At 63.6% G+C, this 12,534-nt stretch carries 12 protein-coding genes; 8 read left to right on the plus strand and 4 right to left on the minus strand.

Annotated features, from left to right (window positions below; genetic code table 11):
• The 4 genes from EN969_RS03755 to EN969_RS03770 form a co-directional block, all read right to left on the minus strand.
• A partial coding sequence (locus tag EN969_RS03755) for an ABC transporter permease (protein ID WP_164758141.1) occupies positions 1-691 on the minus strand: 691 nt, incomplete at its 3' end.
• Positions 692-694: 3 nt separating this feature from the next.
• A complete protein-coding gene (locus tag EN969_RS03760) occupies positions 695-1,657 on the minus strand; it encodes an ABC transporter permease (protein WP_013530475.1) in 963 nt (320 codons plus the stop codon).
• 9 nt (positions 1,658-1,666) lie between these two features.
• Positions 1,667-3,178, minus strand: a complete 1,512-nt coding sequence (locus EN969_RS03765; protein WP_013530474.1) for a sugar ABC transporter ATP-binding protein — start codon at positions 3,176-3,178, stop codon at positions 1,667-1,669.
• A gap of 81 nt (positions 3,179-3,259) precedes the next feature.
• Positions 3,260-4,339 carry a substrate-binding domain-containing protein gene (locus EN969_RS03770; RefSeq protein WP_013530473.1) on the minus strand — a complete coding sequence of 360 codons (1,080 nt, stop codon included), beginning with the start codon at positions 4,337-4,339 and terminating at the stop codon, positions 3,260-3,262.
• A gap of 320 nt (positions 4,340-4,659) precedes the next feature.
• On the opposite strand from EN969_RS03770, the gene EN969_RS03775 reads away from it, so the two are divergent.
• The 8 genes from EN969_RS03775 to EN969_RS03810 form a co-directional block, all read left to right on the plus strand.
• Positions 4,660-5,310 (plus strand): SGNH/GDSL hydrolase family protein, encoded by a 651-nt coding sequence (locus EN969_RS03775; protein ID WP_023809404.1) that lies wholly within the window; start codon positions 4,660-4,662, stop codon positions 5,308-5,310.
• Positions 5,311-5,367: 57 nt separating this feature from the next.
• Positions 5,368-6,462 carry an ROK family transcriptional regulator gene (locus EN969_RS03780; protein WP_013530471.1) on the plus strand — a complete coding sequence of 365 codons (1,095 nt, stop codon included), beginning with the start codon at positions 5,368-5,370 and terminating at the stop codon, positions 6,460-6,462.
• 132 nt (positions 6,463-6,594) lie between these two features.
• Complete coding sequence (locus EN969_RS03785; protein ID WP_024503956.1) at positions 6,595-7,287, plus strand: XRE family transcriptional regulator; 693 nt, start codon at positions 6,595-6,597, stop codon at positions 7,285-7,287.
• A gap of 3 nt (positions 7,288-7,290) precedes the next feature.
• Entirely contained in the window at positions 7,291-8,370 is a 1,080-nt protein-coding gene (locus tag EN969_RS03790) for an extracellular solute-binding protein (RefSeq protein ID WP_023809407.1), read from the plus strand.
• A 24-nt stretch (positions 8,371-8,394) separates the two neighbouring features.
• A complete protein-coding gene (locus EN969_RS03795) occupies positions 8,395-9,303 on the plus strand; it encodes an ABC transporter permease (RefSeq protein WP_082826516.1) in 909 nt (302 codons plus the stop codon).
• On the plus strand, positions 9,300-10,088 hold the full coding sequence (locus EN969_RS03800; RefSeq protein WP_027160917.1) for an ABC transporter permease: 789 nt from the start codon (positions 9,300-9,302) through the stop codon (positions 10,086-10,088). The genes EN969_RS03795 and EN969_RS03800 overlap by 4 nt, the downstream gene beginning before the upstream one ends.
• A 1-nt stretch (position 10,089) precedes the next feature.
• A complete protein-coding gene (locus EN969_RS03805) occupies positions 10,090-11,199 on the plus strand; it encodes an ABC transporter ATP-binding protein (protein WP_063168695.1) in 1,110 nt (369 codons plus the stop codon).
• A gap of 28 nt (positions 11,200-11,227) precedes the next feature.
• Positions 11,228-12,534, plus strand: a 1,307-nt coding sequence (locus EN969_RS03810; protein WP_127418993.1) for an FAD-binding oxidoreductase, incomplete at its 3' end; no start/stop codon positions are given.

The raw sequence follows: 12,534 nt of genomic DNA on the forward strand, positions 1-12,534 counted from the left end.
GTACCAGGGCCGCGATCGCCGCGATCAGGCCGGCGAGCGTGTGCGCAAGGATCACCGTGCGCTGGACCGGCACGCCGGAAAAATGCGCGGCTTCGGCATTCTCCCCGACCGAGGCGACGTAGCGGCCAAAGACGGTCCGCGACAGCAGCAGCCACACCAAAGCGGTCAGCAGGACCCAGAACAGCACCGGCGTCGGAACCGACAGGAATTTCGTGTTGTAGAGGTCGTTGAACAGCTTCGGCACATCGCCGGGCGGATTGCCGCTCGACAGGAACTGCACCAGCCCGACCAGGATGATGCTGACCGCCAGCGTGACGATGACCGCCGACACCCGCCGGCTCCCTATCATGAAGCCGTTGAACAGGCCGATGACGAGGCCGGTACCGAGCGCCAGCACGACGAAGAAAGGCATCGACGCGCCGGGGAAAGTGCCCGACGAAATGAAATAGTTGATGAGCAGGATGATGCCGCCGCCGGAAAGGTCGATCGACTTCACCCGCATGACGACGAGCTGCCCCAGAACCAGGATGCCGAGCGGGACGATCTGCCTGACGAAGATACCCATGATGTTGAGGTTGAGCATGTTCGGCCGTGCGATCCACAGCGTGGCCAGCAGCACGAGGAAGACAAAATAGGACGGCGGTATGCGCAGCAGGCGCCGGGCGATCGGATTTGCGAGAACGGCAGCCATCTTTCAGAGCCCCATCTTCTTGCGGGATTGCAGCCCGACCACCGCCAGCAGGATGCCGCCCTTGATCGCGGTCTGGACGAACGGCGAGACGTTGGCGAGGTTCATGCCATTGGCCAGCAGCGCCATGACCAGCGCGCCGATCACGGTGCCGTGCAGGCTGCCTATGCCACCGGAAAGCTGGGTGCCTCCAAGCGCCACGGCGGTGACGGTATCGAGTTCGAAAAGCAGCCCGACATTCGGATCGCCCGACACGATGCGCCCGGCGAGGAAGACACCGGCAACGGCTGCGAAACAGGAACAGATCACATAGGCGAGGATGATGTTGCGGCGGTCGGAGACGCCGAAATTGCGGGCAGCACTCTCGGCGCCGGACGCGATGCCGCCGCCAATCGCAAACAGATGCAGCCCGTACCGGGATCCGTAGAGCAGTTTCCACGCTGCCAGGATCACGACGATGCCCCAGAAAACCGGATAGGGAATGCCGAGGAAACTGCCCGAGACGGCATCGATGACGATCTCCGGCACCGTGCCGCCGGAGACGGGCCGCAGGATGCGCGTGATGCCGAGCACGATGTACTGCGTCGACAGCGTCGCGATGATCGGATGGACGTTGAAACGGGTGATCGCCAGACCGTTGATCAGCCCGATGACTGCCGCCAGCACGAAGACCGCCGGGATCAACACAATCGCTGGCTGGTCGAGCGCCAGCACCGCGGTGGTGAAGCTGATGACCGAGCCGACCGACAGGTCGAGCCCGCCGATGAGCACGACGACGAGCTGTCCGATCGCCGCGATGATCAGCGGCATCGCCTGGGCAACCAGGTTGAAGAGGTTTTCGGCCGTGGCGAACTGCGTCGTCTCGACGGTCAGCCACAGCGAAATGAGCAAGGCGACCAGCAGCGGCAGGCCCCACAGGCCCTGCCGCGTGTTCCGGCCATTCAGGATGTTGAAAACCGAACGAACCATGGCAGGCCCCTAATGCTGGCGCGTGGAGCCGCCCATGAGGGCCGCGTCGAGAATCTTGTGTTCGCTCGCCTGCGCTGCCGGCATTTCGGCCACGATCGTGTCGTGATGGACGACGTAGATGCGGTCGCAGAGCCCGATCAGCTCGATCGTCTCGCGCGACAGCACCAGCACCGCGCCGCCCTTCGCGGTGAAGTCCCGCAGAAGATGGTAGATCTCGGACTTGGCGCCGATGTCGACGCCGCGCGTCGGCTCTTCGACCAGCAGAAGATCGAGATCGGCGGCAAGGTAGCGGCCGAGCAGAACCTTTTGCTGGTTGCCGCCCGACAGCGAACCGACCGCAGCCGACAGGCCCGCCGCCTTTATGTTCATGACCTCCATCATGCGGGCGATGACGTTTCGATATGGCCGCGCCGGCGCAAGTTCCGGGCGCCTCGAATGCAATCCGATGGCGATGTTGTGGGCGATCGGCAAAGCGAGGAAGAGCCCCTCTTCCTTGCGGTCCTCGGGAACGAAGCCGACCTTCAGCTGCTGCAAATACCGAACGCCCGCCGACGCCGGGAGCGGCATCTTCAGCGCCTTGCCGTTGATGGAAATCGTCCCGGCGAAGGGATGGTAGCGGCCAATCAGCGATCGCAGGAAGCGCTGCTGGCCCTGCCCTTCCAGCCCGGCCAGGGCGACGATCTCGCCCTTGTGCAAAGTCAGCGACAGCGGCTGCGATGTCTCGGTGATCTTGAGGTTTTCGACGCGCAGTATCTCATCGCCTACATCGCCCGTACGATCGGGAAAAAGGTCCTGGAGTTCGCGTCCGACCATCATGGCGATGAGTTCGTCGGTGGTGATCTCGGGCACCGTCCTTGTGCCGACCAGTGCGCCATCCTTCAGCACCGTCACGGTGTCGCACAACTCGAAGATCTCCTCCATGCGATGCGAGATGTAGACGATGGCTTTTCCCTTGTCGCGCAGCCGGCGGATGTTGCGGTTGAGCACATCGACATCGGCCGCGTTGAGCGCCGCCGTCGGCTCATCGAGGATGAGCACGCTGGCGTCGGCCTGGATGCAATGCGCGATCTCGACGAATTGCCGCTCGGCTATGGTCAGGTTGGAAACGAGTTGCGACGGGTCGAGCGTGAGGCCGAGTTCGCCAAGCGCCCTGGCGGTCTGGCTTTTCATCGCGGGATAGTCGATCGAGCCGAACCGGGTCGTCGGCTCCCGGCCGAGGAACATGTTCTCGGCGATCGACAGATTGGGCAGCAGCGAATGCTCCTGGAAAACGGTCGAAATGCCGGCATCGAGCGCGGCGCGCGGCGACTTCAGATCGAGCTTCTCGCCGCTCATGAAGATCTCGCCGGAATCGGGCTGATGCACGCCCGCCAGAATCTTCATCAACGTCGATTTGCCGGCACCGTTCTCGCCCATCAGGGCGTGGATGCTGCCCGCCTTGAGGTCGAGGGAAACGGAGTGGAGCGCCTTGCTCCCTCCGAATGCCTTCGAAATGTGGGACATCTCGACAAGATTGGTCACGAAACCCTCGAACGAACCGGATTCGACACATGGAACGGCCTGCGGGGAATGTTTGTCCACTCCCCGCCAGCCACGGCGCCGTCACTTCTTGCCGTAATATTCCTTGAGCTTGTCTTCCGGCAGTTCGCTTGGCCACCAGACATTGGCGGTCAGGTCATCGCGATAGTATTTCTTGGCCTTGTCCTGGTCCCATCCGTCGGGATTGTAGACATAGCGCTTGTAGAGCTGCTTGCCTTCCAGAAGGGCAACGGCAGCGCGCACGCCGGCAGCGCCCTGGGCGGGACTGTATTCCGGAGAGATCGACTTGAACCCATCCGTAATCCACTGGCCGAAATAGCCATTGTTGCCCTCGCCCGAAATCGGCGGAATGGGTGTGCCGAACTGCTTGAAGACATCGACGCAGGCGCGCGTCATGTCGGCGCCGGACGACCAGATGCCGTCGACCTGCGGATTGTTCAGATAGAGCGTCTCGCACAGCTTCTTGGCCTTGTCGTACTGCCAGTCGCCATGCTCCTCGGCAATGATCTGCACATGCGTGCCCTTGAGCGATTCCAGGAGGCCGTTATAGCGGTTGGTGTCTTCCGGATGGCCGGCCAGGCCACGCAGGACCCAGATCTTGCCGTTGTCGCCGACGGTCTTCACCAGCCAGTCGCCCATGACCTTGCCGAAGTGCTCGGCGCCGCCCTGGATTTCGGTGGTGTAGGCGTCGGAATCGATACGCCCGGTGTGAAGGATGACCGGGATGCCGGCGGCGACCGCCTTGGCGATGCTGGCATTGGCCGACGTGCTGGTCACCGGTTGAACGATGATGGCGTCGACATGCTGTGCGATCAGGTCCTCGATATCGGCCACCTGCTTCTTCTGGTCGAAGCCGGCATCGAGCAGGATGAATTTCGAGATGCGCTTGTCCTTGGCCGCGGCGTTCTCCGCCTCATGCGCCACCTGCACCGTCCAGGTGTTTGCGTTGACACCGAAGTCGCTCATGCCGATGACCCAGGGCGGGTCCTTCTTGAACGCACCGGCGGCGGTCATGCGCGTGTCGTCGGGGCGCGGCGCCACGCCGTCCATCAGCTTGACGTCTTGCGCATGCGCCAGGGACGTCACGGCAAGCGTGGACGCAACGAGCATCCCCAGGCCGACGGTTTTCAGCAATCCTAACATTGAACACTCCTCCTTGTGGTTGCTCCGGCCTACAAATTCGTATGGCCACGAGACGCTCTCCCAATGCATGCCCCCGTCACAAACCGACCGATGCGCGCAATTCTCCCGCCCCCGAACACATGCGTGTCGAAGCCCAACTTCTGCTGGACGATGATGACGGTCGAGAACTCCTCCGGGCACTTTAGAAGCACAGCGGATTCGCCCTGTCAATAGTTAGTCAGGTTGAATGACTATTCCCTTGCTTGCCTTTCGCCGCTCCACTATCCATCATGAATGGCGCTCGCCGGCTTCGGCGCGCAGTCTGTCCCGGCGGGAAAAACATGCGATCAGTCTTGTGCTACGGCGACTCCAACACGCACGGCCAGATCCCCGGCAGGGGGCCGCTCGAGCGCTATGGTCCGGGTGAACGCTGGCCGGGCATATTGCGTTCTCAGCTGGGCCCTGACTGGTATGTCATCGAGGAGGGGTTGAGCGGCCGCACCACCGTCCACGACGACCCGATCGAGGGCGCCCACAAGAACGGCCGAACCTATCTTCGTCCTTGCCTGCAGAGCCATGCGACGCTCGACCTCGTCATCATCATGCTCGGCACCAACGATCTGAAGATCCGCTTCAACAAGCCGCCGTCGGAAGTGGCGATGGGGATCGGCTGCCTCGTCTACGACATCAAGGAGCTGGCGCCAGGTCCGGGCGGCTCGACGCCCGAGATCATGATCGTGGCGCCACCGCCGATGCAGGACGACGTCAAGGAATGGAAGTCCATATTCGCCGGCGCGCCGGAGAAATCGCGCCTGCTCGCGCTCGAGTTCGAGGTTCTGGCGGACTCGCTCGAACTGCACTTTTTCGATGCCGGCTCGGTGGTGTCGTGCAGCGAGGCGGACGGCTTTCACATCGATGCCGAGGCGCACAGATTGCTGGGCACCGCGCTCGCCCGCGCGGTCGATGCCATCGGCTGGAGCCGCTCGACATGAGCAACCATACCGCCGCCAGGCAACGCGCTCTTACCGACGGGGCGACCTTTGCCTGACATGAGATTCGCACCACCCAATCCCTTGCGCATCGCCGATCGTGCGAGCGGGCTGAATGCATTGAGCGTCCGCAGCTACAACGAGCGGCTGGTGCTGTCCCTGCTGCTTCAGAACGAAGGCATTTCGCGGATGGAAATCGGCGAGAAGACCGGCCTGTCGGCGCAGACGGCTTCAGTCATCGTTCGCTCGCTCGAGCAGGAGGGCCTGGTCTCGCAGGGCGAGGCGCAGCGCGGCCGCGTCGGGCCGCCGACGATCCCGCTTTCACTCAACCCGGAGGGCGCCTATGCGGTTGGCGTCGGCTTCAGCCGGCGCAGGATCGACATCGCGCTCATCGACTTCATCGGCACGGTGCGCTTCCACACGCAGTTGCCGGCGGATGAAGCCAATCCGTTTCCGCAAAGCAGCGATCTGTTCGGCGCGATCGGGCAAGCCATGACCAGCCTGCCGGTCGAGGCGCGCAGCCGGGTTGCCGGCATCGGCCTGGCGGTTCCCGACGATGTCGACACGATGGCTGCAACCCGCAACGGATCGAGCACCTCGCTCAAGGCCTTGCAGGCCGAGATCGAGGAACAGATCAAGCTGCCCGTTTTCGTGCAGAACGACATCACCGCTGCGGCCGGCGGCGAGAGTATGTTCGGCGTCGCAAAGCCGCTCAACGATTATCTGTTCTTCTATCTCGGAGCACGGCTGCAGAGCAGGCTCATCCTCAACCACCAGATCTACAAGGGAAACTCCAGCGCCAGCTTCGATCACGGCCTGATGCGCCTGGAGAGCGAACTGGCCATGCGCGGGCGCCCGTCCGAAATCATCTGGAGCAGCAGCCCTGAGTGGCCCGATCTGGGCGAGGCCTACAGCGCATGGCTGGGCGAGTGTTCCGACCGCCTGAAAGCGTCGATCTCCGCGCTGACCCAGTTTGTCGAGTTCAGGACGGTCGTCCTGTCCAGCTATGCGCCGCAAAAGATTGCCGAGGCCTTGTGCGACGACATCGGCCGGGAATTCCCCGGCATCGAAGCGCTGCCGGCGCGCGTCACCATCAGCCCGAAGGCCGTCGGCGCGGCAAGCCTGCCATTCAGTTCGCGCTTCATGATCCAGTGATCGAGCTGAACCGGGTTGCCGGTCGGCCGATCATGCCCTCTGCAGGTCCATCAATGATTTTCAGGTGACCAGGCGAATCCGCTTGCCAGGACGCCCCACTTAATAGCATGTTAAGTGAACCCTGAGATCGCCATGAAAATCGCTGCGGATCACGCACTCAACGACAATGCCGCGACCAGCGCCGAAGCGCGCCGCTCGACGGTATTGGGCGATCGGATCAAGGCCTATCGCACCACGCGGCGCCTGACGCTGCGCCAGCTCGGCGACATGATCGGCACCACCGCCAGTTTCCTAAGCCAGCTCGAGCGCGGCCTTTCCGGCGCCAACACCAGCACGCTGATGCTGATTGCCAATGCGCTCGGCATCAGCCTCGCCGATCTTTTCGACGAATGCGAAGTGTCGCCGCACGCGGTGCTGACACGCAGCGAGCGGCCGGCGCTGCCGACCAGCGAAGGCTACCGCAAGACGCTGCTGTCGCGCCGGCCGATCCGCGAGATGGAAGTCTATTGCGGCGAGTTCGCCGTCGGCGGCTCGACCGGCGACGTGCCCTACACGCACGGCAACGCGAGCGAGATGTTCCTCGTGCTGCGCGGACGCGTGCAACTGACGCTCGGCGAGGAGAGCTTCACCCTCGAAGAGGGCGATAGCATCGAATATTCGACCTCGACGCCCCACCGGACGATCAATGTCGGCGATACGGTGGCCGAAGTGCTGTGGATCATTGCGCCGCCGACCAGCGGCGCCGTCGACCTCGACCAATATGTAGCCCGGAAAACGCTCGCGCCCGGCCTACCAAAATCAAACAGCGAGCCATCGGAGGGTTAGAAAATGGGAAGCAGATCAAGATTGGCCGGGTTCGTCGGCGCCGCCGCACTGGCCTTGCTTGCGGCCGCCGCTCACGCGCAGAACGCGCCGCCGGCCGGGACCGTGGTGGACGGCTCGCTGAAGGGAAAGACGCTGACCTTCGTCTCCTATGGCGGCATCTACCAGGACGGCCAGGTCGCCGCCCTCAAGGAATTCGTCGACAAGAGCGGCGTCAAGCTTTTGAATGATGGGCCGACCGAAATCGCCAAGCTCCAGGCGCAGGTCGAATCAGGCAATGTGACCTGGGATGTCGTCGATACGGACGATTTTCCGCCCTTCGTGCATTGCGGAAAACTGTTCCAGAAGCTGGATTTGACCAAGCTCGACATCTCGCACATCCCGCCCGGACAGGTCGGCGAGTGCAGCGTGCCGGCGATGAACTACGGCATGGTCCTGATGTACAAGAACGACACGTACAAGGACAATCCGCCGAAGGACTGGAAGGACTTCTTCGACACCGCGAAATTTCCCGGCACCCGCGCCATCGACGGCAGCGGCAGCCCGCTCGGCGGCCTGATCGAACAGGCCATCCTGGCAGACGGCGGCAAGGTCGACGCCATGACGCCGGCCGATATCGACAAGGGCATCGCCAAGATCAAGGCGATCGGTCCCGACACGATCTTCTGGAAGACGGGCGCAGAATCCCAGCAGCTCGCCGAATCCGGCGAGGCCGACATGATCATCATGTGGACCGGCCGCGCCATGACGGCGGTCAAGAACGGCGCTGCCTACACGCCGGTGTGGAAGGACTGGCTGGTCGTCATGGACCAGCTGACCATCCCGGTCGGCGCCAAGGACACCGACGCTTCCTACGCGCTGATCAACGCCTATCTCGGCAAGAAGTCGCAGGAGATCCTGACCGAGCAGACCTCCTACTCGCCGATCAACAACGAGGCACAGCCGAAGGTCGACGCATCCGTCGCCGCCTTTCTGACCAACACGCCGGACCACGCCAAGCTCGGCTATCAGCAGAACATCAAGTTCTGGGTCGCCAACTTCGCCGCCGCGTCCGACAAGTGGACAGCGCTGATGGCCGGCAACTGAGCCGGCTACCGCTGAGGTGACGGCGTGAGCCAGACATCGCATACGCCGACGGCCGGGGGTGATCATCCTCGGCCGCCAGGTGCCGTGCGGGCGCCGCAGCGGCGCCCGCGCCTTGCTGCCTATCCTTCGCTGCTGGCGATGCCCGCCTTGGCTTTGCTCATCGCCGCGATGGGCTATCCCTTGCTGACCGTCACGCTGCGCAGCTTCTCGGACCCATCTTGGGGCTTGCAGAACTATGCCTGGTTCTTTTCCACCCCGGTGAATGTCACCGTCCTGTGGCGCACCTTTTCCATCGCAGCCTGGGTCACCATCGTTTGCGTCATCGCCGCCTACCCCTATGCCTATCTCATGACGGCGGTCGGACCGCGCCTGCGGCTGGTCCTCATCCTGTGCGTTTTGGTGCCGTTCTGGGTCAGCGGCGTGGTGCGCACCCTGGCCTGGGTCATCCTGCTGCAGGATTCCGGCATCATCAATTCGGTCATCAGGCTGCTCGGCTTTGACGGCGTGAAGCTGATCCGCACGCAGACCGGCGTCGTCATCGGCATGGCGCAGGTGCTGCTGCCGTTCATGATCCTGCCGCTCTATTCGGTCATGCGCGGCATCGATCTGCGCCTCGTGCAGGCGGCGCGCAGCCTTGGTGCGCGCCCGGCACGCGCCTTCCTGCAAATCTATCTGCCGCTGTCGCTGCCCGGCGTTTTCGCCGGCGCCATCATCGTCTTCATCCTGTCGCTCGGCTTCTACATCACGCCTGCCCTGCTCGGCGGCCCGCGCAGCACCATGCTGTCGACGCTGGTGCAGAGCCAGGTGCTCAGCCTGCTCAACTGGGGCCGCGGCGGCGCCATGGGCGTCGTGCTGCTGGTCGCGACCTTCGTGCTTCTAGCGCTCGCCGCCCCGCTGATGCGCCAGCGCCACAAGCAGGCGTCCAGATCATGAGACTGGCACCATCCCGCCTTCTGCTCGGTCTGTTCTGCCTGCTGGTCGCCGTCTGGCTGGTGATGCCGACGCTGGTCATCATCCCGATGTCATTCAACGAGAAGAAGTCGCTCGCTTTCCCGCCGTCCGGCTTCTCCTGGCAATGGTACGAGAATTTCTTCACCAACCCCGATTGGCTGTCGAGCTTCTTCAATTCGCTGAGGGTCGCGGGCCTCGTCGCCGTCGCCGCCACGCTGATCGGCACGCTGGCGTCGCTCGGCCTCAGCCGCATGAAACATTCCGGCGCCGGCCTGCTGCGCGCCATCCTGATCACGCCGATGATCGTGCCCGGCGTGGTGCTGGCCATCGGCATCTACGCCGTCTATCTCGACTACCAGCTCGTCGGCACCACCACCGGCTTCGTCATCGCACATACGATGCTGGCGATCCCCTTCGTCATCATCGCCGTGTCGGCAAGCCTCGAAGTCTTCGACGCGCGGCTGGAGACGGCGGCGGCAAGTCTCGGCGCCAACCGCTTCACCACATTCCGCACCGTGACCTTGCCGCTGATCGCGCCCGGCATCCTGTCCGGGCTTTTGTTTGCCTTCGTCACCTCCTTCGATGAGATCATCGTCGCGCTGTTCATCACCAGTCCCTACCTGAAGACCTTGCCGGTGCAGATCTTCACCAGCATCACCCGCGACGCCGATCCGACGGTGACGGCCGTCGGAACCATCATCTTCATTGCCACGACGCTGATCATCAGCGCCGGGCTGATCATCAGCTCGAAATCGACGAGGAGTTGAGATGACTGCGAGGAAACGCGGCGCGGCCATCGACATCAAGTGCGCAACCAAGCGCTACGGCAATTTCACCGCACTCGACGATGTCAGCCTGCATATCGAGCCGGGCGAGTTCATGACGCTGCTCGGCCCCAGCGGCTCGGGCAAGACCACGACGCTCAACGTCGTCGCGGGCTTCACCGACCTCACCTCCGGCGACCTCGCCGTTGGCGGCAAAAGCATCGTCGCCCTGCCGGCGCACAAGCGCAACATCGGCGTTGTCTTCCAGCACTACGCGCTGTTTCCGCATATGACGGTCGGCAAGAACGTCGCCTATCCCCTCACCTTGCGCGGCATGGACAAGCAGGCGCGCGACCGTCTCGTCGTGCGCGCGCTGGACATGGTCAAGATGGCCGACTTCGCGCATCGCTATCCCTCCGAACTTTCCGGCGGCCAGCAGCAGCGCGTGGCGCTGGCGCGCGCCATCGTCTTCGATCCGCCGCTGCTGTTGATGGACGAACCGCTCGGCGCGCTCGACAAGAAACTGCGCGAATGGCTGCAGCTGGAGATCAAGCGCATCCACCGCGAACTCGGCACCACCTTCGTCTATGTGACGCACGACCAAGAAGAAGCGCTGGTCCTGTCCGACCGCATCGCCGTCTTCAATCAGGGCCGCATCGAACAGGTCGGAACCGGCCGCCAGCTCTACGACGAGCCGACGACCCTGTTCGTGGCCAAGTTCATCGGCGAATCGACCAGTTTGCGTGGCACCGCCCTGACGTCCGGAAACGAAACCAGCCTGACGATCGCCGGCCAGAAGATCGTGGCCAACGGCAAGCTCGCCAGCGGCAGCAAACCGGTGGTCCTGCTGCGGCCGGAGAAGCTTTCGCTTGCCGGCACCAACACGCCTCCCGCCGCCGGGCAGAACAGCCTCACCGGTCAAGTCAGCGAGGCGATCTATCTGGGCTCCGGCTCGAAATACCAGGTGACGTTGCGCGACGGCTCGGTCGCCATCGTACGCGCGTCGCTGGAAGCCACACCGTTCTCGATTGGTGACACGGTCGATCTGCGCTGGTCGGTCGTCGATGCAAAACTTCTTGCCGACGACGACCGCGCCGACATGACGATGACCTGATCGCTCTTTCCCCGCAGGATTTTTAGACATGGACGCCAAAGTCAACGGCAACGTCTCGTTCTGGTATGCCGACATCGGCCTGCCGCCCTATCGCGCGCCGCTTCCGGGCGATCTCGAAGCCGATGTCTGCATCGTCGGCGCCGGCTACACCGGCCTGTGGACGGCTTATTACCTGAAGAAGGCCGATCCATCGATCCGCATCGCCATCGTCGAGCGGGAGTTCGCCGGCTTCGGCGCGTCGGGCCGCAATGGCGGCTGGCTGTCCGGCGGCTTCAGCTGGTCGCGCGAGAAATATCTGCAGACCTCGACGCGCGGCGCTGTCATCGACATGGAAACGGCCATGCATGGCACGGTCGACGAAGTGATCAAGGTGACCGAAGCCGAAGGCATCGATGCCGACATCCGCCGCGTCGACAATCTGACGGTGGCGACCAACCCGCCGCAGCTCGAACGGATCAACGCCGCCTATGCCGATGCGATCGGCTGGAGCGTGCCGAGCGAGCGTGTCAGCCTGATCGGCCAGGCAGAGGCCAAGGCCCGCATCAACATCAGGAATGTGCTTGGCGGTTATATCCACCACGGCACCGCGCGTGTGCAGCCGGCCAAGCTGGTGCGCGGCCTGTCCGAAGCCGTCGAGCGGCTCGGTGTGCCGATCTACGAGCAGACCACCGTGACCGGCATCGAGAAGGGCAAGGTCACGACGAACCGCGGCACCGTGCGCGCGCCGATCATCATCCGTGCCACGGAAGGGTTCACGGCCGGCATACCAGGCAATGAACGGCTCTGGCTGCCGCTCAACAGCGCACAGATCATCACCGAGCCGCTGCCGCAATCACTGTGGGACGAGATCGGCTGGGAGGGCCATGAGCTTCTGGGCGACTCCGCGCACGCCTATTGCTATGCGCAGCGCACCAGGGAAGGCCGCATCACCATGGGCGGACGCGGCGTACCCTATCGTTACGGCTCGCAAACGGATGTGCGCGGCCAAACGCAGCAGGCCACGATCGAAAGCCTGCACGCGATCCTCACCCGGCTGCTGCCGCAGACAGCCAGGCTTCGCATCGACCACGCCTGGTGCGGCGTGCTGGGCGTGCCGCGCGACTGGTGCACGACGGCAGGGCTCGATCTTGAAACCGGCATCGGCTGGGCCGGCGGCTATGTCGGGCTCGGCGTCTCGAGTTCCAACCTTTCAGGCCGAACGCTGCGCGATCTCATCCTGCGCCGCGACACCGAATTGACCCGCCTGCCCTGGGTCAACCGAAAGGTCAGCAAATGGGAGCCAGAGCCGATGCGCTGGCTCGGCGTCCACTCGATGTATCAGCTCTATCGCGTCGC

The organism is Mesorhizobium sp. M7A.F.Ca.CA.003.01.2.1 (genome assembly GCF_003998945.1).
Classification (GTDB): domain Bacteria; phylum Pseudomonadota; class Alphaproteobacteria; order Rhizobiales; family Rhizobiaceae; genus Mesorhizobium; species Mesorhizobium ciceri.

What these genes read in the sequence shown, in the direction of transcription:
- EN969_RS03800 (WP_027160917.1), top strand. Translation starts at nt 9,300, where the DNA reads ATGAGACTGGCACCATCCCGCCTTCTGCTCGGTCTGTTCTGCCTGCTG.
- EN969_RS03770 (WP_013530473.1), bottom strand. Translation starts at nt 4,339, where the DNA reads ATGTTAGGATTGCTGAAAACCGTCGGCCTGGGGATGCTCGTTGCGTCC.
- EN969_RS03805 (WP_063168695.1), top strand. Translation starts at nt 10,090, where the DNA reads ATGACTGCGAGGAAACGCGGCGCGGCCATCGACATCAAGTGCGCAACC.
- EN969_RS03790 (WP_023809407.1), top strand. Translation starts at nt 7,291, where the DNA reads ATGGGAAGCAGATCAAGATTGGCCGGGTTCGTCGGCGCCGCCGCACTG.
- EN969_RS03785 (WP_024503956.1), top strand. Translation starts at nt 6,595, where the DNA reads ATGAAAATCGCTGCGGATCACGCACTCAACGACAATGCCGCGACCAGC.
- EN969_RS03780 (WP_013530471.1), top strand. Translation starts at nt 5,368, where the DNA reads ATGAGATTCGCACCACCCAATCCCTTGCGCATCGCCGATCGTGCGAGC.
- EN969_RS03760 (WP_013530475.1), bottom strand. Translation starts at nt 1,657, where the DNA reads ATGGTTCGTTCGGTTTTCAACATCCTGAATGGCCGGAACACGCGGCAG.
- EN969_RS03775 (WP_023809404.1), top strand. Translation starts at nt 4,660, where the DNA reads ATGCGATCAGTCTTGTGCTACGGCGACTCCAACACGCACGGCCAGATC.